General features: G+C 55.0%; 20 protein-coding genes and 2 pseudogenes. 7 read left to right on the top strand and 15 right to left on the bottom strand.

The genetic code is table 11. The features are described 5' to 3' along the window. Position 1 precedes the first annotated feature (1 nt). The 13 genes and pseudogenes from SNR34_RS07230 to SNR34_RS07290 form a co-directional block, all read right to left on the bottom strand. Positions 2-811: a threonine/serine exporter family protein gene (locus tag SNR34_RS07230; RefSeq protein ID WP_486181525.1), complete on the bottom strand. Its 810-nt coding sequence runs from the start codon at positions 809-811 to the stop codon at positions 2-4. Positions 812-1,057: 246 nt separating this feature from the next. Beyond that, the gene (locus SNR34_RS07235) at positions 1,058-1,363 is read right to left on the bottom strand and encodes an acetyl-CoA acetyltransferase (protein ID WP_236414989.1); all 306 of its coding nucleotides are present in this window, start codon (positions 1,361-1,363) and stop codon (positions 1,058-1,060) included. Between the two features lie 90 nt (positions 1,364-1,453). Continuing rightward, complete coding sequence (locus SNR34_RS07240; RefSeq protein ID WP_486181526.1) at positions 1,454-2,782, bottom strand: DUF4179 domain-containing protein; 1,329 nt, start codon at positions 2,780-2,782, stop codon at positions 1,454-1,456. Next, a pseudogene (locus SNR34_RS07245) lies at positions 2,779-2,961 on the bottom strand (RNA polymerase sigma factor); the annotation flags it as partial. The gene SNR34_RS07240 and the pseudogene SNR34_RS07245, both read right to left, overlap by 4 nt. Positions 2,962-3,003: 42 nt before the next feature. Continuing rightward, positions 3,004-3,297, bottom strand: a complete 294-nt coding sequence (locus tag SNR34_RS07250; protein ID WP_486181527.1) for a sigma factor — start codon at positions 3,295-3,297, stop codon at positions 3,004-3,006. A 267-nt stretch (positions 3,298-3,564) separates the two neighbouring features. After that, positions 3,565-4,089 (bottom strand): ankyrin repeat domain-containing protein, encoded by a 525-nt coding sequence (locus SNR34_RS07255; RefSeq protein WP_486181528.1) that lies wholly within the window; start codon positions 4,087-4,089, stop codon positions 3,565-3,567. Between the two features lie 151 nt (positions 4,090-4,240). Further along, complete coding sequence (locus SNR34_RS07260) at positions 4,241-5,110, bottom strand: helix-turn-helix transcriptional regulator (protein WP_486181529.1); 870 nt, start codon at positions 5,108-5,110, stop codon at positions 4,241-4,243. Next, the gene (locus SNR34_RS07265; RefSeq protein ID WP_236415376.1) at positions 5,107-5,523 is read right to left on the bottom strand and encodes an NUDIX domain-containing protein; all 417 of its coding nucleotides are present in this window, start codon (positions 5,521-5,523) and stop codon (positions 5,107-5,109) included. Before SNR34_RS07265 ends, SNR34_RS07260 begins: the two co-directional genes overlap by 4 nt. A gap of 144 nt (positions 5,524-5,667) precedes the next feature. Next, positions 5,668-6,204, bottom strand: a pseudogene (locus SNR34_RS07270) (GNAT family N-acetyltransferase); the annotation flags it as partial. 206 nt (positions 6,205-6,410) lie between these two features. Further along, positions 6,411-7,223: an adenosylmethionine decarboxylase gene (speD, locus tag SNR34_RS07275; RefSeq protein WP_236414978.1), complete on the bottom strand. Its 813-nt coding sequence runs from the start codon at positions 7,221-7,223 to the stop codon at positions 6,411-6,413. 322 nt (positions 7,224-7,545) lie between these two features. Further along, entirely contained in the window at positions 7,546-7,626 is an 81-nt protein-coding gene (locus SNR34_RS07280) for a putative holin-like toxin (protein WP_356722732.1), read from the bottom strand. 82 nt (positions 7,627-7,708) lie between these two features. Beyond that, positions 7,709-8,293 carry an SLOG family protein gene (locus tag SNR34_RS07285; RefSeq protein ID WP_486181530.1) on the bottom strand — a complete coding sequence of 195 codons (585 nt, stop codon included), beginning with the start codon at positions 8,291-8,293 and terminating at the stop codon, positions 7,709-7,711. Positions 8,294-8,334: 41 nt separating this feature from the next. Then, positions 8,335-9,342 (bottom strand): RluA family pseudouridine synthase, encoded by a 1,008-nt coding sequence (locus SNR34_RS07290; RefSeq protein WP_486181531.1) that lies wholly within the window; start codon positions 9,340-9,342, stop codon positions 8,335-8,337. 209 nt (positions 9,343-9,551) lie between these two features. On the opposite strand from SNR34_RS07290, the gene SNR34_RS07295 reads away from it, so the two are divergent. Next, entirely contained in the window at positions 9,552-9,941 is a 390-nt protein-coding gene (locus tag SNR34_RS07295) for a hypothetical protein (protein WP_486181532.1), read from the top strand. 189 nt (positions 9,942-10,130) lie between these two features. Here SNR34_RS07295 and SNR34_RS07300 read toward each other — a convergent pair whose 3' ends face one another. Beyond that, positions 10,131-10,841 carry a GT-D fold domain-containing glycosyltransferase gene (locus SNR34_RS07300; protein ID WP_486181533.1) on the bottom strand — a complete coding sequence of 237 codons (711 nt, stop codon included), beginning with the start codon at positions 10,839-10,841 and terminating at the stop codon, positions 10,131-10,133. A gap of 313 nt (positions 10,842-11,154) precedes the next feature. On the opposite strand from SNR34_RS07300, the gene SNR34_RS07305 reads away from it, so the two are divergent. The 4 genes from SNR34_RS07305 to SNR34_RS07320 all read left to right on the top strand — a co-directional run bounded on the left by SNR34_RS07305 (position 11,155) and on the right by SNR34_RS07320 (position 15,769). Continuing rightward, positions 11,155-12,144 carry a polysaccharide biosynthesis protein gene (locus SNR34_RS07305; protein ID WP_339276760.1) on the top strand — a complete coding sequence of 330 codons (990 nt, stop codon included), beginning with the start codon at positions 11,155-11,157 and terminating at the stop codon, positions 12,142-12,144. A gap of 18 nt (positions 12,145-12,162) precedes the next feature. Continuing rightward, positions 12,163-13,734, top strand: coding sequence for a nucleotide sugar dehydrogenase (locus SNR34_RS07310; protein ID WP_486181534.1), 1,572 nt, complete (start codon positions 12,163-12,165; stop codon positions 13,732-13,734). Next, positions 13,721-14,464: a class I SAM-dependent methyltransferase gene (locus tag SNR34_RS07315; RefSeq protein WP_236414968.1), complete on the top strand. Its 744-nt coding sequence runs from the start codon at positions 13,721-13,723 to the stop codon at positions 14,462-14,464. The genes SNR34_RS07310 and SNR34_RS07315 overlap by 14 nt, the downstream gene beginning before the upstream one ends. Positions 14,465-14,665: 201 nt before the next feature. Then, entirely contained in the window at positions 14,666-15,769 is a 1,104-nt protein-coding gene (locus tag SNR34_RS07320; RefSeq protein ID WP_486181535.1) for a glycosyltransferase family 2 protein, read from the top strand. A gap of 158 nt (positions 15,770-15,927) precedes the next feature. On the opposite strand, the gene SNR34_RS07325 is transcribed toward SNR34_RS07320, so the two are convergent. After that, positions 15,928-16,443 carry a hypothetical protein gene (locus tag SNR34_RS07325; RefSeq protein WP_486181536.1) on the bottom strand — a complete coding sequence of 172 codons (516 nt, stop codon included), beginning with the start codon at positions 16,441-16,443 and terminating at the stop codon, positions 15,928-15,930. A gap of 350 nt (positions 16,444-16,793) precedes the next feature. Here SNR34_RS07325 and recQ point away from each other — a divergent pair, with 350 nt between their 5' ends. Beyond that, on the top strand, positions 16,794-18,674 hold the full coding sequence (gene recQ / locus SNR34_RS07330; protein ID WP_236414965.1) for a DNA helicase RecQ: 1,881 nt from the start codon (positions 16,794-16,796) through the stop codon (positions 18,672-18,674). A 909-nt stretch (positions 18,675-19,583) separates the two neighbouring features. Continuing rightward, the gene (locus SNR34_RS07335) at positions 19,584-21,590 is read left to right on the top strand and encodes a B12-binding domain-containing radical SAM protein (RefSeq protein ID WP_486181537.1); all 2,007 of its coding nucleotides are present in this window, start codon (positions 19,584-19,586) and stop codon (positions 21,588-21,590) included. Positions 21,591-22,180: the final 590 nt, after the last annotated feature.

The following is a 22,180-nucleotide window of genomic DNA, read 5'->3' on the forward strand; positions in this document are numbered from 1 at the left end:
GTTACGCCCAAAATGAAAATACGACTGCGATGCCCGTGCCGATGGCAAAGGCGGTCAGGAACGCCTCGGCCCCTTTGGACAATCCCGATACGAGATGTCCGGCCATCAGATCGCGCACGGCATTTGTGATGAGCAGACCCGGTACCAGCGGCATGACCGAACCGATAATGATTTTGTCCCGCTCATGTCCGGCGCCGATGTACACCAGCAGAAAGGCGAGCAAGCCAACGACAAACGAGGCGCTAAGCTCGGCGAAAAATTTGACCAATACGAGCCGATGAAAGGCGATGACTGCGGCATAACCGACGCCGCCGCACAAGAGGGCAGGCAGGAAATCGACCCATGTGCCGCCGAACATAATTGTAAAACAACCGCTGGAAAACGCTGCAGCAGCTAACTGTACGGCCGTGGAATAAGAAGAAGGTTGTCCTTCGATCCGCTGCAGCAGCTCATAGGCTTCCTCCACGGTCAATTCCCCTTGGCCGATGCGGCGGGAGACGGCATTCACTTCAGACACTTTGTACAGGTTGGTCGTCCGTTCCGAAATGCGAATCAGCTTGGCCGGTTCGGTGGCGTCCGCCGAGAAAAAAATGCCTGTCGGCACGACATAACTATGGGAATGGGGCAGTCCCAGTGCCGCCGCCATACGTTTCATCGTATCTTCCACCCGGTAGGTTTCGCCTCCGCTTTGCAGCATGATTTTGCCCGCAAGCAGGCATATGGCGATAACGCGCGACTGCTCTGCAGCATGATTAGCAGGGGGAGTAGATTCCCTTGGATTTGAAAGAGACGTTTCAGTGTCTGATTGCATATATTTCAACGGGATCAAGCTCCGTTTCTGGATAGGATAAGGAGGCTGTTGCCGACCTTATTGTACCATATTTCAAGCGTGAACCAAGAATGCGTGCGCCTGTGGTGCATCCCCTTGTTTGATCCTTGGGGATTGTCCGAAGGATTGAGCAGCTGTTACATCCCCAAAAGCCCCGTCTCCGAAATGCTGCATTTCGGAGACGGAGCGATCGGACTGGCGTGTCGGGGAGAAACGGCGTCACATCAATTACATCAGCAACGTAATGACCAGCAGCTCATACAGCACCAGAGGCAGGATGGTTGGACCAAACAACGCGCGCGGCTCCGGATATCCATGCATGGGCGTAACCTGAAGGTAAAGGATGCCGCGGTCGGCGCTGACAATGACGCCTTCCCAGACCTGCCCGTCAATGTTCTGGACTTGAACCTTCCGGCCGGTATACTGGCGAACGGTCTGATGAAGCGCATTTCGCGTCTGTTGGACCGATTGAAGCAATGGCGTATGGGCCTGATACACAATGACTGCTGTCGGCGTGGATGGCGTTTCGGACATAATGCACACCTCTTCCTCGTAATGGGTTCCTGCTTCAGCATATGCATTCGCCTATATAAAGGTGATTGGGCGTACATTGTGTAAGTTTTGTTATTCCAGTGGAATATCCAGCGAAAACGGGGAACTGCTTTCCATCGGATATGATCCGATGCGCAGGGTTAGCTTGCCCTTGATGGAAGCACCGTTTTCAATGGTATACCATGCCACGGCTTCCCCTTGATCGGGGGCTTCCCAGCTCGTGTTGGGTATGTCGTAGTTTTTCCCTTGTTCGTCGGCAGCTGTGCTAAACGTCAGGGGAGAGACGCCGTTCTGGAAATGGGAAAGATGGAATTCAAGAACGCGATCTTTGCCTTTGACTTCGCTATCCGCAAACGTCAAACCTTTCGGCCCGCCTTCGAGGCGCCCTGTTTTGAGATCAATCGTGACATCCAAATCCGTTTTGTCCAGCGCGGATAACCCCGAACCCTGAAGCGTCAATTTCTTCGGAATCGCAAAGTACATGCTCTCAAAAAAGATGGATTGCTGAGTGCCGCTTAATGAGGAGGTATTTGTTCTCCAAGCGCGCCCTTGATCATCAACCAGCTGTAAATTGCGAAGACCGAAAATCTCCTTTGAATTGTCCGGGTCGAATTTGACGTCGAGCTTAAGTCGGGTGGGATAGAGTACAGCTTCGCCAAACTCGATTCGCTGGCCGTCGATCGTTGCGGTTTGGTGAATCGGAATCGTCTTTTTCATGCCCTTGGTAAGGCTGTAATCAACGGGGAACGTAACGCTCCAGGTTCCGGGTTGAGCTTTGTCTCTCGATTGGAATTGTATCGTGATTTTATCAGGCTTCACGGCTTCTTCCGACATGAATGCATCAATATATCCTTCATACGTATCCGTACTGCCGGTTTGTCTCGGGGATTCGTAACTCATCCCGACCGAAAGCCCTTCGCCATGTTCATCCTGCAATTGGATGTCGTACAAGCCGCCCTCGCGATTGCTTACCCCTTTCATCGTGTAAAAAATAACCATGCGTGCGTCATCGGTGATCACGCCATTTACGGTCACAGAGATCCCGTCATGCTCGTCGGTGATATTCACCGTCTGTAACAATGACTGATCTACGGCCAACTGCAAGCCTTTGTCTTGGCGAATCAGGTTCACGACCCCTTCCATGCCCGGCAGCTGCTCCACAAACGAGGCGAATGCGGGCGACACGCGAATACAGCCCGTAAACAGCAGTATAATACATGCCGCCGAAAGCCCGCTCAGGCCCCAGCGAAGCCTGGACTTGCGATTCCGTGTAGCTTTGCGAATGCCCGATTGTACAGCAAGGTGAGCGGTTTCATCGGGCACAGGGATCGCGTCATACTCCGCTTTGCGAGCATGCAGCCGCCGTTCCAACGCTTCGAACGTTTTATTTTCATCGGTCATAACGAGGTATCTCCTTTCGTATCCAAATGATTGCGCAGTTGGCCCAGCGCCCGATGCAGGCGCGATTTCACCGTACCGACCGGAATGTCCAGAATATCTGCAACCTCCGTCAGGGGAAAACCCTCAAAATAACTTAAAATAATGATATCCTTACAGCCCGGTTCCAGCGCTTCGATGGCTGCGGCGAGGTCGGGGTCCTGCGGCGTATCCCAGCTGCTTGGTTAAGCCGCGAGTGCGGCAAACGGGCTGAACCGATGCTTGCGTTTACGCTCGTCCGCGCAGTAGTTCAGCAGAATACGGACCAGCCATGTGCTGAAGAAGGCAGGTTCCTTTAATTTTTTCAGCTTGCGAAAGGCTCTGTAGGTGCATTCCTGGATCGCTTCGAGCGCGTCCCCTTCATTATGGAGATAAGCATAAGCGATCCGGTACAGCCGGTTCCGATGCAAGTCCATTAAGGCCGAAAAAGCCTCGGCATCCCCTCTCTGTGCGGCGACGGTCAATTCGGAAGGGGTCACAGGCTCTCCTCCTTTCGTGGATGTGTTGCGTATTAGACGGCGAGAGAGGGCAAACGGTTCTCGATTATGTAAAAGATCTTGCTCTTGCCTGCGGCCATTAAAGCTAAAGATGTGAGCTCATGCCAAAAACCGCCAGTCTCTCGCTAAAGAGGCGGGCGGTTTGTTGTCGCGGGGCTGCCGGTCGGCGGGTTTCGGAATGGATCGTCAGCTTTTCATTTTCACGATCAAGGGAAGCAGGCGCGCAAGGAGCATGGTCCCTGCTGCAAACTATCGTGCTCCGAGCGCTTCTCTCAAACAGGCGGCGGCAGTTTCATGGCCGCGCTCCAGCGCGATCTCCGCTGCATTCCGGCCGTCCACATTCATGGCTGACGGGTCGGCGCCATGCTGGAGCAGCAGCGCAATGATCTCGGCCTGATCCGTATGGTAGGCAGCCGAATGCAGGGCGAATTGTCCGTCGCTGTCAGCGATGTTCGTCGCCGCACCGCGCCCCAGCAGCAGCCGGATTACGGCGGTGGAGCGTTCGCCGGCAAGCGCCGCGTGCAGCGCCGTGTTGGAAGGGATATACGAAACCTTGGAATGGGAGACGGCGTTGACATCGGCTCCGTAGTCCAACAAGAGTGCGGCCGCTTCGCTTTGGCCAAAATGGGCGGCGTACCCGAGCAGCGTCAGTCCATCCCCGTTTTCGGCATTGGCCAGCTCCGGATGTGCGGTTAACAGGGCTGCTAACGTGGCTGTATCGCCATGCTGGGCAGCTGTGAACCATTTTTCCAAGGATTGTGCGTCTTGAGTCATAAGCAAAGACCTCCATTCGCAAAAAAGATAACGTGTAACGAAGCACGGCGTTTGATGCTGATCCAAGCTTTTGAAGCAGCATACAATCCATCGTGCATCGTCCGTCCTTCCCTGATTATAACGATGCGGGTGAACGTCTGCTTCTTCATTCTCACCTGTTTAATCGCGCTTGCGAGGGCGGCTCGCCGAATCGTCTGGCAAACAACGAGCTGAACGTGCCCAGACTTTCGAATCCGACGGCGAAGCAGATGTCTGTGACCGAACGGTCCGTCGTTTGCAATAACCGCATGGCGGCCTGAAGCCTGCATTCTGTCAAGTAACGGTGGGGCGAGATGCCGAAGACGGCTTTGTAACTGCGCAAAAAATGGTTGACCGACAATTGGGCGACGGCTGCCGTGTCGGCGAGTGACGGGGACTGGTCGTAATAGGCGGTCAAGTATTCGTGTCCCAGATAAGCCCTGCGATACAGCTCTTCCCTGGTAGAGAGCTTGGCGGCCGAGAGATTGTCCATTTCCTTGCGTATATCCTGGTGCAAGCGGAGTAAGCGCACGGCCAGGTCATGCATCCGTTCTTCCCATCCCCAGGCATCCAGCGTTTTAAGGCGATGAAGATGCCGCAGTTGGCGCAGGGTTTCTCCAAGACTGCTTTGCATGGAGTGCGTGCGTTCAACCCATTCGAAGCTTTTCGTGGACCGTGAACCGAACGGGTCGTCCAGCCGTTGTCCCTCGCTCTGCACGAGGTCTTGGCCGATCCTCTCAACGAATCCGTCGGGGAAAAAGACGCAGAAAGACTCCACTTCCGTGGGGGAATCGATATGTAACGCATACTCTTGTCCGGCGTTCAGCACGAGGAAACGATGATCGTCGACGGAAAAGTATCCTCGCCCGGCCTCATATAGGGTGGTTCCTCCACGGAACGTTTTGAGCGAAAGGGCACCGCTGCCCTTCCATGCAAAGCTTGCTCTTGATTCATGCAGGATGAAGGGGAGCAGCCTTGCAGGTTCCGAGTTCCCGCTGTTCATGCCCGCCCATCCTTAGTTCGCTTAACGGCCTCCAGTGCGGGAATGGCGAAGCAGGCCAGAGGGGAAGGCAGGTCGTTCAGCGGAAACCACGCGACCTCCCCGATCGCGCCGCCTTCCTCCATGTTGCGGGCAGAGCCGCCGACAATCCGGGTCGAGTAGAGGAGGGAGATCCAATGCTCCTGCTTCTCCGGCCGAATCGTCTCGGCAGTGCAGAGCAGTTGCTCCACCTCAATATCCAGGCCGACCTCTTCCTTGATTTCGCGGATGACCGAGTCTACGGCGGATTCGTAAGGATCGATTTTGCCGCCGGGAATGCTCCAGGTGTGCTGCTCGGGCTGTCGGTTGCGCCAAACGAGCAGTACTTCATCGCGTTCGTTGACAATGACGGCACCTACGCCGATGCGGGGCTGCACAGGTTCCGGCTCAGAAGGCCCGCAGGTCACATCTGCGTTGCCAAGGTCGCTTTCATGTGGCAAAGCCGGGCGCATGGAAAGCGGAAGTCCTGTCCGTTCAGCCCATTCCTCGGCCAGCAGAGCCATGGAAATCAGGTCGTAATGTGCTCCGCCGCGCAATACGGCGGAACGTTGACGGCCCTCCACGCGGAATCCTGCCTTTAGGTATGCATGCATGGCTGCATCGTTGTAGGAAATGACTTCAAGTGCGACCCGGTTCAGGTTCAGCTCGTGAAAGGCATAGCGGAGAATAAGGGCGAGGGCGTCGCTGCCGAAGCCTTTGCCGCGATCTTGCGGATCGCCAATGCCGACCGCCAGACGAGCGGAGCGGTTGTTCCATTCGATCCGGTACAAGGCCGTGAAGCCGACGAATCGGTTGTCCTTCAGCGTGCGCAGCGCAAATTCGAAACCGCCGTCCCGGCGCACGGACGACGTTCCCGCTTCGTCCGGTGTCAGGGGGACGGCAGCATCGGTATCCACGTTGCGAAGGTAGTCGTAATTATCGGTAAATCGGGCGATTCGCAGGCAGTCCTCGGGGCACGGAGCCGTTAGCCTGACTTTGGTGCCCTGAAACAAATCCATGTCGTTATAACTCATAAGGCACCTCTTTTGTCCAGAAAATGTATTGCTGAGTGCCTTCATTATACTATGAAATGCCGTATAAGAAGAAAGAGGCTGTGCCGCAATACATGCGACAGCAGCCGTTCCTGGTGCTGCGATGGTCCGCTTAAGCGAAGAGCGTCAACCAAGCCAATTCCCCCATAAACGAAAAAGAAGAACAAGCTTATGCCGGAGCCATCCTTCGTTCAGGACCACACCTTCATCAATGCTCATTCTTCCCTTTGGATTCAAGGGCGCTGTATGTTTTTTCCATAATAGATTTCGTCCATCTCCAGCTTCAGCCACTCCGTGATGGTCTGCTGCTCGGACTCGCTCAGCTTATTTTTCGTATACCCGAACAGGTAGTTGTCCAGGTCGAATGCCTTCAGCTTGCACTTGGTATGGAAAATGTTTTCCTGATACACGTTGACGTCGATCATGTCGAAGTTCCGTTTGATCTCGTCCGGAATGTAATTCTGGATGGATCCGATGTCATGGTCGATGAACAGCTTGCGTCCGCTCGTATCGCGCGTGAATCCGCGCACCCGGTAGTCCATGATCATAATGTCCGTATCGAACGAGTGAATCAGGTAGTTGAGCGCTTTGAGCGGCGAAATTTCGCCGCAGGTGGAGACGTCGATATCCGCGCGGAACGTGCTGATGCCCTCGCCCGGATGAAATTCCGGATACGTGTGCACGGTAATATGGCTTTTGTCGAGCTGCATGACGACATTGTCCGGCAAAGGGCCCGGCGATTCTTCGAACGATTCCTCCGGTACCTCAACGATCGGGCCTTCGGAGACCAGCATCGTGACGCTGGCGCCTTGGGGCACATAATCCTGTTTGGCGACGTTGAGCACATGCGCTCCGATGATGTCGGCAACGTGGTGCAGAATGCTGCTCAGCCGCTCCGCATTGTACTGCTCGTCAATATATTCAATGTAAGCCTCGCGCTCTTTTCGCGTTTGGGTGTAACAGATATCGTACATATTGAAGCTCAGCGACTTGGTCAGGTTGTTGAATCCATGCAGCTGAATGCGCTGCTCTGGCGTTAAGCTCATGGCGGCCAATCCCCTTTATGCATACGACGCAATGATCGCAGTATTATTACTACGTATACCCTAATCCATGCCAAATAAACATGGGGTCCCTGCGAATAATCGGTTGAAAGGTGGAGATCCACGACGGCATTGCGTGATAAAAAAGAGCAGAACCACGGATTGAAAAGCCTGATCAAGATGTTATAATGGGGGAAGAAAGAGCTTATACTGCAAAAAGAGCCGTGCTGGACACACGACTCTCTGCGCAATAGCCGCTATTAAGGGCGGTGGGCTTTACAGGCGAGATGCAGACTTATAGACCGCAACCTTCGACCGGGGCGGTCTATTTGTGTTTGTCGGACAGCAGCGCTGCGATCAGCAAACCGAAGGTAAGCATCAGCATAAGTGCTTCAAATACTGTCACCAGGCATCACCTCCCTTCCGGGAGATTAGCCGACCGCCCATATCAGCCTTTCCATTGCGTTTAAATTATACCATGTTTGCGTCTAAAAGGCGTAGTCTTCGTACGTACTTGCGTCATTCATGCGCTCATCGTCGGCGATCGATTGAATGTCCTCCGACGTAATCGTGATGAGACGATATTCCTCGTTTTGCTGCTTCTTTTTCAACGCCTTCTCCTTAATGAAGCGCGGGCTTCCTTCACCGGCATCTTCATCATACACAAGCAGCAGCCCATCGCTCTTGCGCAGCAGCAGGTCATCGCGCGCCGTGAACTGCCACGGTCCGACATACGGCTGGCGGCTGACCGCTCCGTAATAATCCACGCCCGTCAGAATGGAGCGGTAATACTCCTGCTTGTCTTCCTTCCATTGTTCCTCCGGGTTCAGAAAAGCGGTAATGATCGACAGCTTCAAATGAGGATATTCTTTTTTGAGCTCCAAAACGACTTCGCATGCCCACAGGTCGACGCCATACTGGCCGGGCGTTAATACCCATTCCAATCCATCCTCGACGAGCGGGATCAGGCGGGAAGCAATGGCTTTTTTGATAAACGGAATGCCTTCGTGCTTCTGCCCGAAAATTTGCAGCTCATGCGCCCGGTATCCGGTAATCAACAAGTTCTTCAGCATCGGTTCCTCCTATCAGACAGCTCGGTTTCCGAATGGTCCAGTTACTTCGCCGGCGGGGCATCTTTGCGGAACGGGTACAAAAATGGTTTGGGTATGTCTGTCTCAAATTTCATGAGCTCACCCGTGGTCGGATGGATGAACGAAAGCACCCGTGCATGAAGGCCGAGACGCCCCAGCGTTCTCGTTCGCGCACCATATTTTTTGTCGCCTGCAACGGGATGGCCAAGCTCTTCCATATGCACGCGAATCTGGTTTTTGCGTCCCGTTTCCAGACGAACTTCAAGCAGGGAGAACTCGCGGTTTGACTGCAGCCGTTTGTAGTGCGTGATGGCATGCTGTCCATCACCCGGACGCGGACTGGAATACATCTTCAGCGTTTTGCTTTCTTTCAGCCAGGACGAGATCGTTCCGGCTTCTTTGGCAACCTTGCCTTCAACCAGCGCCACGTAGATCCGTTCCTGCACCTGGTCTTTCCAGTTGTTTTGCAGTTTTTGCTGCACTTCTTCGCTTTTGGCAAACATCATGACACCCGATGTATCGCGGTCCAGACGATGTACAACAAAGATCCGGTTGCGCGAATCGGTACGGCGCACATGCTCGGTCAGCTGGCGATAGGCGGTAGTTTCATCGCTTCGGTCTGCGGCGATGGACAACAGTCCGGATTCTTTGGAGATGACGATGATGTCGTCATCCTCATGCAAGATCGTCAGCCCTGCCATGGGCTCAGCTTCGGTCACGCCTTCTTTGCTTACCGACACGACTTGTCCAGGAACGAGGGCGTGGTTATATTGGGTCACGATCTCATTCCCGACCGAAATTTGGCCGCGGCTCAGCATGGATTTGACGGCGTTCCGTCCGGAATTGACATGCTGGAGCAAAAACGAAAGCAGTTCTTCCGCTTCATTCACCTGATACTGGCGGGGCGGCTCCGGTTTGCGAGCGGGGATATGCGCCGGCCGTTGGCGAGGTTTGTGCTTATTCGGTTTCTTGGCATCATTTCCGCGCTTTGCCGCGGGAGTGGACTTGGTGCCGTTGCGTTTGTTATTCATTATTATTCATTCTCCTTTAGGACAGCTGTATCGGGTGTGCGATACGGATCCGTTCGTTTCTTCCATGCTGTCCAATATACCATTAAAGGGCATGAATGAAAAATGGGAGGTTGCCTTCCGTAATTCATCCAAGCGGGGTCAGAGGAAGCTTCATAGTATAACCTATCAAACAGGATTGGAGGTGTGACTTTTTGGGAACCTTTCTTGATATGAAGAGTTCGATGAGCTCGTCAGGCACAGGTGCGCCTAACGTAGCTTTGAGTCCAACTCCAACATTGTTCGGCATCATTGGATTGGATACGATGCAAACAGTCGGTACGGTCATTACGCTGAACGGCACGGTTGGGGTAACAGGCGAAGTAGGGGATACATTTGAGGTCATGCTTGTCCGGGGAAGTGTATTCGATCCGGCGAATGTCATTTACCATGCGGTAGGAACCGTATCGCAAAGTGGCGGGCACGAGTTCCATTCCTTTACAGCACAGGATCTGTTGGCGCCGCCGGCCTTGCTAACCGTATATTCTTCCTATATTTCAGGAGTGTCTACGACTGTTCGTTCCGGACCGGAAGTATTTTATGGTATTGCATCGACGGTGTAGAACAAGTTGCCTTGCGAAGATGAACTTTCGCATGACGGTTCTTTGTTTTGCTCTAGTAACGACTTTCTCCAAAATACATGCTGCAAATGGAGAATGATATGATCGACAGGCCATTCCATGTATGTCAAAAAACCATTGGTGACCTCATCGTCATCAATGGTTTTTTGGCGTTTAATGAAAAAAGCAGATTCAGTTGGGTGAACCTTTCAAAATGATATTGTTCGCCTTGCCGAAATCGATGGCGACCTTCCCGGAAAGGGCTGTGGCTTGCTCGGCAAGGACAACAGCATTGACGCCGCAGGAGAAGAGCGCCACATCGAATTCATCCGGATGCGCCGCGATCCATTGCAGCGTCTCCGGCAAATCATCCCAACCGTCAAATGGCAACGCTGCCGCAATGTTCAGGTTATAAGGATCTTGGACAAGTGCGTCCTGAAGCTCCTGGATCTGCCGCGTGACGAGCAGCACGCGTTTGCCTGCAAGCAATTGCCAGAAGCGCGGCGTCCGGGCCAAGTCCCGATTGACGCAGGCATGGCAGGTCAATGCCGGCTCGATGCCGTAATAGGCGAACAACTTGTCGGTCAAGGTCCTTTTTAGATAATCCGGCGCTTTGATCGTTTGATCGTCCGGCGGGAGAATGCCGACGATCGTGGCGCGCTGCAGGGAAGCGGCAACCAAGTCCCGCAATACTAGATTGGGCAGGGTAAGCCCTTTTTGTCCCTTATTGGCCTTGATCGCCCATCGCTCCTGCAGCACCTCTTCCATGGTCCAGACCGTTTCCTGGGCCATGACGATATTTTCCCCATCGCCAACTCGCACAAGGGAGAAGGGCGATCGTTTCCGCAGCGCCGTTTCCAGCTCAAGGAGCACGGCGTCCAATTCAAGATAGCGTGACTTCATGTGAACCCATCCCTCCTTTGAAATTTCAACTGCTCTATTCTATGTCGTTGCTGTGGTAAGGTTGTTGCGCGTTTGCCGGATACGACGAATGAACAGGGTACATATCAGTCTATTTCTATGAAATCGGTACGAGTGTCCGTTCCGGTTTGGACTGCTTCTCATACGTTATAGAGATTAGTTTCATAAAAATAGTATTTTTGATCCACGCAAGGGTGAGCAGCAGTAACATGGAAGTACGAATTCAAAGACCGCCTGAGCTGGGGGGAATGGCAAGCGTACTTCGGGAATTCATGATCTGATTGGAGGATGCAGCATGATTAAGGGAAAAAAGATTCTGATAACGGGCGGCACGGGGTCCTGGGGACAGAAGCTGACTGAGGTGCTGCTGGAGCAGGACCCGGCCGAGATTCGCATCCTGTCGCGCAACGAATACGCGCAGATCGCGATGCAGCGGGAGTTTGGCCATGATCCGCGCCTGCGCTTCGTCATCGGGGATATCCGGGATTACACCGCCGTGGAAGAAGCCAGCCAGGGGATACAGGTGCTCTTCCATCTGGCCGCGCTCAAGCATGTGCCTGTCTGCGAAGACCAGCCGGATGAAGCATTCAAAACGAATGTGATCGGAACGCAAAACATCATCCGGGCAGCCATATATCACCGGATTCCGAAGGTGATCGACGTATCGACGGACAAGGCGGTTGACCCGATCAACGTGTATGGCATGACCAAAGCGCTTGGCGAAAAAATGATGATTCGTGCGAACGGTTTGAGCGAGCATACGCGTTTCGTTTGCATTCGCGGGGGGAACGTGCTTGGCACGAGCGGCAGCGTTGTGCCGTTGTTTCGTCGCCAGCTCGATGATGGCCAAATGCTCACGATCACGGACGAAGGCATGACACGGTTCTTCCTGACCCGCACGGAAGCCATTCGTTTGCTGCTCAAAGCGGCCGAAGCGGCAGTCGGCGGAGAGACGTTCGTGATGAAAATGAAGGCGTGCAAAATGACCGATCTGGCCATCGTCATGCTGGAACAGGCGGGGCGCCCGGCCAGCGATTACAAGGTGACCGGCATCCGGCCCGGAGAGAAGCTGCATGAGGTGCTGGTCTCGCCGTTCGAAGCGCCGCGCACGTACAAATATGACGAGCAGTACTACGTTATTTTGCCGCAGGATCCGGATAAACGGCTGAGGGACCAATACGCCGGACTCGCCCCGGTCGCTTTTGCCGAATATCGTTCAGACAGCGAAATGATGGAACGCAAAGGGATTTTACGGTTTTTGCGCGACGGCGGCTTCATCGACTAACGGAAGGGAGGAGGACCCATGGAAACGGATGGGATGGAAGAAACGCAGAAACAAAAGGAAACGGCAGCAGGTCATGTTTCCCGTGCCGGTGGTCGACCTTGGGTCGGGGAGACTCATCAACGCTTCATGATCCCGAAGGCGAGCGAGATCGATGGGGGAAATCCGGTCGGATCGAAGATCTCGGCAGCGTCTGATACAGGGAGCGGACAGAGTGTTGCCACCGGCACGATTGCCTCGATCGATGCGGACCGGATCATGCGCGGCATTAGGGAGCGGTCGCTTCAAGCGGCGGTGATCGGCCTCGGCTACGTGGGCTTGCCGATGGCGATGGAGATGGCTCAGGCGGGCTATCGCGTGCATGGCATCGACATCGACGCCCGCAAGGTATCCCGGCTGCGCGCCGGCGATTCGTACGTCATCGGCATCGACGCCGCGTTGGTGGAGGCGATGAACGAATCGGGGCGCTTCGAGGCGGGAACCGATTACCGGGCGGTGTCGCAGGCTGACGTCATCGTCATTTGCGTGCCGACGCCGCTCACGACGGAGCATGAGCCGGATATTTCGTTCATTACGGCAGCCGTGGACGGCATGCTGCCTTACCTGCAGGAAGGCAGTCTCGTTATTTTGGAGAGCACGACGTATCCGGGCACGACGGAGGAATGCGTCAAGCTGCCGATCGAAGCGGCCAAGGGGTGGAAAGCAGGCCTTCAGTTCCATGTCTGCTATTCCCCCGAGCGGGTGGACCCGGGCAGTGTGCATTACGGGGTGAAAAACACGCCCAAAATCATCGGCGGTTCGACGCCCGCCTGCCTGTCGTATGGAGAGCGGTTCTACGGTTCGTTCCTGAACGAAATCGTGCCGGTCAGCTCGACGACCGTGGCCGAGACGGCGAAACTGTTCGAAAATACGTTTCGCAGCGTCAACATCGCGCTGGTGAACGAGCTGACGCCTGCATGCGAGCAGATGGGCGTGGATATATGGGAGGTGCTGGATGCGGCGGCGACAAAGCCGTTTGGGTACATGCCCTTCTATCCGGGTCCAGGCATCGGCGGCCACTGCATCCCGATTGATCCGATTTATTTATCCTGGGCGGCGGAGCGGAAAGGGGCAGCCTTGCGTTTCATTACGCTCGCAGACGAGACCCATCGGCACGTGCCGAAGCGCATTGCCGAACGCGCGGCGGAGCTGCTGGCCAAGGACGGCGTGCCCATCGCTGGCGCACGGATCGTGCTGGCGGGCATAGCCTACAAAAAGGACATCGATGACCTGCGCGAATCGCCGGCCCTGGACGTATTCCGGCTGCTGGAGGAGGCCGGGGCGGAGGTGGCGTTCGCCGATCCGCTTGTGTCCACGTTCCGCAAGCATGACGGCACGATGGCTCAAGCTCGCCCAGCCTCGCCGCAAACGTGGGCATGGGCCGACCTGGTGATCGTTACGACCGATCACAGCGGCTTCGACTACGAAGAACTGGCGGCGCATGCCCGTCTAGTCTACGACACACGCAATGCCACTGCAGGCGTCGCAGGCGGACGAATCGTCGTGCTTGGGCAGCCAGGGATTTCCGCGGGTGGGCAAGATGGCGAATCATGATCGGGTGAGCGAGCGCTACTACGGGACCGTCAATGCGGAGGCTTCGCATGAAGCGACGCGTGCCCGTATCCACTGGATGTGCCGCCAAGCGACGGGACAGCGCATTTTGGACGTGGGCTGCAGCCAGGGCATTGCCTCCATCCTGCTCGGGCGGGAGGGATTTCGGGTGACCGGCATAGATTTGGAGGACGAGAGTATCCGGTATGCGCGCGAGGAACTCGCCAAGGAATCCCGGCCCGTGCGGAGCAAGGTCGATTTCCTGCTGGCGGACATTACGCAGTGGCGGGTCAGGACGGTGTTCGATACCGTGCTGCTCGGGGAGGTGCTGGAGCACTTCTCCCATCCCGAGGTGCTGCTTCTGCAATTGCACCGGCTGCTTCGCATCGACGGGACATTGGTGGTAACCGTGCCGTACGGATACCATCCCTTCCACGACCACAAGCAAACGTTCTATGCGGGCAATCTGGCGACTTGTTTAATGCCGTATTTCGATGTATACAAGATCGAGATCCATCATAAATATCTATGTTGCGCGGCGCGCAGACGTCGGGAAACCGAAATGCACGTCCAGCCGACCGCCAGCCAACTGGCGGCATGGATGAGCATGGATCATGCCGAATTCGCCGCGATCGAGCAGAGGCACCAGCAGCAGATGAATCAACGCAAAAAGGCGCTGGACAGCGCGGTGGAGCAGCTCAGGAAGCTGAAGCAGGGGCAGGACGGAACGTGACCGGCACGGATGAAATGTCGGATGGGCAGGAAGTTTCAAAGCAGTGAGAGAGTACAAAGACCGTGAGCGTCAACCGGAAGCAAAAAGGTGGAGCCATGCAGTCTGAACGAAGCAGGATGGATTTCGGGGAATAGATTTAGAAAAAAAGTACAGAAGACACCTCACGGCAATACGCGTAAGGATAAGGAAGGAGCTAGAAACGTGATCACCATCAGCCTGTGCATGATTGTGAAGAACGAGGAACGAACGCTGGCGCGTTGTCTCGATTCGGTGAATGGCATCGCCGACGAGATCGTCATCGTGGATACCGGATCATCCGATCGCACGACGGAAGTGGCCGCGCGGTATACCGACCGGATCTATGCGTTTGCCTGGGAGGACGATTTTGCCGCGGCACGCAATGCTTCGTTCGCCCGAGCCACGCAGGAGTATATCCTGTGGCTGGATGCGGACGATGTGCTGCTGCCCGCGGAACGGGCAAAGCTGCTCGCCTTGAAGGAACGCCTGCCGTCAGGGGGGGAGACGGCAGGCGTGATCTTGAACTATACGCTGGCCGAGGGCCCGGATGGCGGTCCGCTCGTATCGGACCGCCGCCTGCGCCTGGTCAGGCGCGACGCAGGCTGCCGCTGGCATGGGCGGCTGCACGAGCAGTTGACTTTCCCGCCGCAAGGCACGGTGACGGCAGACATTGCCGTCACGCATCGCCGCGAAGCGGACCATCATTCGGCGCGAAACGTGCGCATTCTGCGCAAATGGGTCGCCGAAAAAGGGATAGGGCATGGACGCCTGCTGTATTATTATGCGGGCGAATGTTATGACCGCCGGCGTTACGCGGCTGCGGCGCGGGCGTACGCCGAGCTGTTAAGGCGGCCGGAAGGGCATGCCGAAGACCGGCTCATCGCCTGCGCCCGGCTGGCGGATTGCTACGGGCGGCTGGGCGATCCCGGCATGAAGCTGGGCAGTCTGCTGCAGTCGTTTCAGTACGATCTGCCGCATCCCGATTTCTGCTGCGCCATCGCCGCTTGTTTCCAAGACAGGCAGGAGTGGATAGCCGCCATCTATTGGTATATGCAGGCGCTGGACGTCGGCAGTCGCGATCCGGGGCTGCGCCCGGTGCCCGTTGCTTGCCGGACCTGGCTGCCTCATGCGGGCTTATCGTTTTGTTACGCCCATACGGGACACATCGGGCAGGCTTTGCTGCATAACGGCAAGGCGTTGGAGTATGTACCCGATGACCCCGGTTTGCTGAGCAACAGAGCCAAACTGGAAGCCATACTGAGCCAAAGCCAGAACGGAAAGCCTTGATATTACGGCGGCTGGAGCAGTGCCCTAGTGTGATTGACTAGTGTGGTTTATACAGTACAACCAAGTGTCGGATCAACCTGTATCATTTCCTGCGAAAAAATGGATGCAAAAATGGAAAAGGGACGGCAAGCATGTGCGCCGTCCCTTTGGTTTATGGTTTATTCGTCTGGTCCGTAGCAGCGGACGTATTCATCCTTCATGCGCAGGCTTTTGCAGGCAAAGCCCCAGCCGTCGTAAATGTCCTCCTCGATGTTCAGCGTCACGCTGTCATCGCGGAACTCGCTCCAATTTTCGATCCGGAGCGTATGCTCGTTTTCCCATTGCAAATGGTTGTTTCCTTGATATTCCGCACGGTAGATCGTCTTGGTGGTCCAAAGGTCATCAGAGCCCCGTTTTTTTACATCGACCCACTGGGTTACGCCGCCCGGGGCGCCGCCGTATGGCACGCCGTACATTTCGGCGACAAGTTCACCGCTTGGCGAAGGCATGGAGTAGACGAGGTCTCCCTGGCGGGAGCGGTCAAAGGTGGAAAAGTAGGGACGCAGGTTAATGTACAGCATCGTTGCGACAACGAGTCCGATCAACAAAAAAGTGAACGCGGAAAAAAGCGGATGACGGTGGATCCAGGGCTGACGCGAAGTTTCGCTGGTCTGGTCGTTAACGTTATGATCCATGCAGCAGAGGCCTCCGTAAAAAGAAATATATTACATATAATACCATATTTGGCGAAGGGGACCATGGGAACTTGCTTCGACTTTGTGACAGAACGAAGAGGATAGAATAGAGTGAATGGTAATCTGGCGGATGTCTTGCGCCGGATTTGTCTCACTTGCCCGGAACTGCAAAACACGGTTGCTCATTCGGGCGTGGAACGTTAAACTAGAAGAAGCGGCGTTTGCTTGACGGACAAGTCATGAGAACGCCATTTTGTTGTCAAGGATACGGCATTTATGCCGTGATCGATGTCAGAATCGGATGAACGAAGCCGGCAATGAACGCCGGTGACACAGTTAGGAGTCTTTAGATGAGCGTGCACATGGCGACCTTGGAAGAAGCGCAGGGTCTTCTGCAAAAATATTATGGATACCCCGATTTCCGCGAGGGTCAAAAAAAGATTGTGGCGAGCCTGCTTGAACAGGCGGACACGCTGGGCATCATGCCGACCGGGGGCGGAAAGTCGATCTGTTATCAGATCCCTGCCCTCTTGTACCCGGGACTGACCCTGGTGGTCTCCCCGCTGATCTCGTTGATGAAGGACCAGGTCGATGCGCTGACGACGGCGGGCATTGCCGCGGCATACATCAACAGCACGCTGAGCGGTCGCGAGGTGAACGACCGCATTCGCGCGGCGCAGCGCGGGGAGCTTAAGCTGCTCTACGTCGCGCCGGAGCGGCTGGAGCTGGATTGGTTCCGCGACGAGATGGCGCAGCTGCCCATCTCCTGCGTGGCCGTGGATGAGGCGCACTGCGTATCGCAGTGGGGCCATGATTTCCGGACGAGCTACCTGGCGGTAGCGCCGTTCGTGGATAGTTTGCCGGAGCGGCCGGTGGTGGCCGCGTTTACCGCAACGGCGACGCCCGAGGTCATGCAGGACATTCTGCGGCTGCTGCAATTGCATGAGCCGCAGACGTTCGTGACCGGACTCGGGCGCGACAATCTGGCGTTCAGCGTGCTGCGCGGCGAGAACAAAAAGGACTTCGTCCTGAACTATGCCCGCGAGCATGCGAACGAGCCGGGCATCGTGTATGCCGCGACCCGCAAGGACGTCGACGATCTGCATCAACGCCTGCTGCATGCGGGACTTGCTGCAGGGCGTTACCATGCAGGCATGACGGACGAGGAACGGGCCGAGAGTCAGGAGCAGTTTTTGTACGACGACATCCGGGTGATGGTCGCGACAAATGCCTTCGGCATGGGGATCGACAAGTCCAACGTGCGTTACGTGCTGCATTACAATATGCCGAAAAACATGGAAGCATACGTGCAGGAAGCCGGGCGCGCAGGCAGGGACGGCGAGCCGAGCCAGTGCATTTTGCTGTTCGGGGCGCAGGACATCATTACGCAGAAATTCCTGATCGAGCAGAACCCGATGGAGGGCGACCGCAAGGCGAACGATTACCGCAAGCTGCAGCAGATGGTCGATTATTGTTATACGACGCGATGCCTGCGCAGCGCGCAGCTCGATTATTTCGGCGAAGTGCATGAGGACAAGCCGTGTGGCATGTGCAGCTCCTGCACGGATGACCGCGAACTGGTGGACATGACGATCGACGCGCAAAAAATCTTCAGCTGCATTCACCGCATGCGCGAGCGGTACGGTGTATCGCTGGTGGCGTCCGTGCTTAAGGGATCACGAGCGAAAAAAGTGCTGGATTACGGCTTCGACTCCCTGCCGACCTATGGCGTGATGGGCAACCGTACGGAACGGGAGATTGCCGAGATCATCAACGTTATGGTATCGGAAGGTTATCTGATGCTGTCCGAGGGACAGTATCCGGTCGTGCGGCTGCAGCCCTTGGCGGTAGAGGTGCTGAAAGGCCAGCGCGAAGTGATGCAGCGGGTCGTGCGCAAAACGGCGGCCACCGCCTCGGGCACGAACTACGGCGGCCGTCGCGGCCGCGATGCGATGCCTTCGGCGGTCAACGAAACGATCTTTGAGCAGCTGCGCCTGATCCGGCGCGATCTGGCGGCGAAGGAGCATGTACCTTCGTACATTATTTTCAACGATGCCACGCTGCGTGAGATGAGCGTGGTCTGCCCTGCGACGGAACGCGACATGCTGACCGTCAAAGGGGTCGGCGAGGTGAAGTACCGCAAGTACGGACAGCCGTTTCTTGAATTTTTCCAGAAGCAGAAGGGCGAAGATGCGGGATTGGATGACGATCTCTTTTACGAATATGAATGAGAGGTCGGATCGACGGATGGGCTAGGGGAAATCAGTTGGGACATTTGGATATAAATGAGGGTACGGTCGAACATGACGATTTGGTTTCTCGGTTGCTGTGGTTAGAGTTGCAACGGATAAGATTACCTGTATATAAACCGCAAAAAACATACACACGTTAACGGAGAGGCAGAACCAATCTGGAGAAGCGAAGCGTTCGCTTAAAAGCTTTCTGAAAGAAAGCTGCATCGGAAACATAGGCTTATCACCGGATTGTCCCCTTAGAAAAGGGGATTGGAAAAATCTGGGATAACAGCGATCGGAAGATGGTACTGCACTCGCAGTGGCCTTGTGTGATTGGTTAATGCGTTTCTATAGATATAAGTTTAGATCGGATCGGATGAGTTCGGGTGTTTTCGGATTAGGTTTGATTAGCTCGAATTAGTTCGGAGTTGGATCAGTATGATTTCGATGGGAAAAGGACGTCGGAACGTGGAGAAAACTGAGTATGGGGTGACCTAGCCGCCGTGTGCACGGAATGTCTTTTGGGAGTGGACAAAGTGAGTTGGATTGTCTTTTCAAAGGGTGGACATTTACGGTGGAACGGGTTGTTCCCGAGGTGCACAACATGTAGATGGGTAAAGTGGTTGTTTGCCCAGATATAGCGGTTTGAAGGGCCGGGCGAGTGGATGTCTTTTTGAAAATAGTGTCCACTGTTTGGTGGACGAAATGGCGAAATGTCCGTGATATGTGGAATGAATGATGATTGATGAATGATGATTGATGATTGATGAATGATTTGAAAAATGATGATTGAAGAATGGTAAAGCAAGGCTTGGAAATGAGCGAATCTGAGGCAAGATGGCGGATAATCTTTTCCTTTTGGCAATGAAAAATAGGGTCTGGTGATCCAGGCAAAGGTTGTGAAGCATGAAGGTTATTCTTTCGACGTTAAATGCAAAGTATATCCATACCTCGCTGGCGATTCGCTGTCTGAAGGCGTATAGCGAGAAGGATTTTGATATCGAACTGGCCGAGTATACGATCAAGGACCCGGTTATGAACATCGTGTCCGATCTGTACCAGCGCGGTGCGGATGTGATCGGGTTTTCGTGTTACATCTGGAATATCGAGGAGACGATCAAGGTTATCGATATTTTGAAAAAGGTTATGCCTGAAGTGAAAATCGTGCTCGGCGGTCCTGAGGTATCGTATGACACGGAATATTGGATGAACCGCATCCAGAACGTCGATTTCATCGTCATGGGCGAAGGCGAAGAGACGTTCCATCAGCTGCTGACCGAAATTTCGACGACGCAGAAGTATCATTTCGTTTATGGCGTGGCGTATCGCAAAGGAGAAGAAGTCATCGTGATGCCGGGGCGCCCGAAAGCAGACCTGAACGATCTGCCGTCGCCGCACCGGTTTGACGAGGATATTCCGCATTTGGGGAAACGGGTGGTTTATTTTGAGACGAGCCGGGGCTGTCCGTTCAGCTGCCAGTTCTGTTTGTCGAGCATCGAGGTCGGCGTGCGGTATTACGATATCGAGCGGACGAAGGCGGATATTCTGTATTTGATCGAAAAGGGCGCGAAGCTGATCAAGTTCGTGGACCGCACGTTCAACATCAAGCGCGATTATGCGATGGAGATGTTCAAATTCCTGATCGAGAACCATCAGGGCACGGTGTTCCAGTTCGAAATCACGGCGGACATTATGCGTCCCGAGGTGCTGGATTATTTGGCAGAGCATGCGCCGCCGGGCATTTTCCGGTTCGAAATCGGCGTACAGTCGACGAATGACCCGACGAACGAACTGGTGAAACGCCGCCAGAACTTTGCGAAGCTGAGCCGCACGGTCAACAAGGTCAAGGCCAGCGGCAAGATCGACCAGCATTTGGATCTCATCGCAGGACTGCCGGAAGAGGATTACAATACGTTCCGCAAAACGTTTAACGACGTGTTTGCGCTGGGACCGGAGGAGCTTCAGCTCGGCTTTCTGAAAATGCTGCGCGGTACCGGACTGCGTCTCGATGCGGAAAAGTACAACTACACGTATATGGATCACGCGCCGTACGAAATTCTGGGCAGCCATGTGCTGCCGTTCAGCGACATCGTACGTTTGAAGCGTCTGGAGGACGTGCTGGAGAAATACTGGAACGCACACCGGATGGACCATACGTTGAAGTATTTGATGGAGCAGGAATTCGATTCGCCGTTCGATTTCTTCCAGGCGTTCGGGGACTACTGGGAAGGTCAGGGCTGGCAGAAGATCGGCCATCAGTTGGAGGATTTGTTCACCCGATTGTATAGCTTCCTGGAGTCGCGGAACACGCCCCATATGGATGTCGTGCTTGGCCTAATGAAGCTGGACTATTTCCTTGGCCACAAATACAAACCGCGCAAAATCTGGTGGGACGATGCGCTGGAGAAGGATCAGTGGGCGGGTTATATGAAAATGCTGGCTGAACGTCCGGAAGACGTTCGTTTGCCGCGCATTGCCGGCGCCGCAGGCACGGCATGGCTGGAAAGCAGCGGCACGAGTGCGCCTGCCGCTGCGGCCAGTCCGGCTGCTGCCGGGGAAGACACTGCCGCGGATGCGGCGGGTGTGAACGGCAGCGAGCTTTTGTCCGCCGGGGATGGAGCGGCGGACGGAGGGGACGGCAGCGCTTCGCGTGCGCTGCCGATGACCTCGGCCATGACCGCACAGACGGTCATGGGCGCACGCTCTTTCGCCGATCTGAGACTCGGCGAAAAAGAGCTGCAGAAGCACGCCGTACTGGACGTGCTTCCGTTCCGGCTTGAGCGGGTGCTCGCTGGAGCCAGCCCGCTTGCCGCGAAAGGCCGGACGCTGCTGGTCGTGGTGTACCAGCAGCATGAAGGGCAGCAGGCGCAGTATTACATGCTGCCGCTGGGAGAAGAAGCCGCTGCCATGTAGGGCGCAGCGGCCTGAGGAGGGCACCGCGAGATCATTGACGCGGTGCATTCCCGTGAGGTGCTGCCCGAATCGGGCGCAGCGCCTCACCCCGACGCGGCTTGCATTGCACAAGCCGCGTTCCGTGCTGTCTTTTACAACATCAAATAGTTTCATTCAACATCGGAAGGTCATTGGATTCCCTATTGGGGATGAAGAAGGGCCTTCCTTTTTTTGTTTTTCAGAATGGTGGAGATATCGCTAAATATCGACCATATCGTTGGCTGTTTCCGGTGCAATCTTCTGATCGATCTTACCGAGTTGACCATGCAGAAGGTTTTTGCAAAGGCAGACAACGCGCTGGAATTGTGAAAAAGGTTAGCGTTCATGCGCCTAAGGGCATCCCTTTACCACTGATTTGCTGGTAAACGGGACAGACCTGTGCTACATTCAGGAGCTGCTTGGTCATACGAGTGGAGCGAACAATCCAGCGATATACATATGTTTAGTACGAAAAATATTCAGGTATTCAGAGTCTGGAAGATTGTATGGACAGGGGGAATTGATTGCTGAACTAAATTTCCCTTTTTCACCAAATTATTCTTCGCAAATGT

The organism is Paenibacillus sp. XP01, assembly GCF_057364885.1.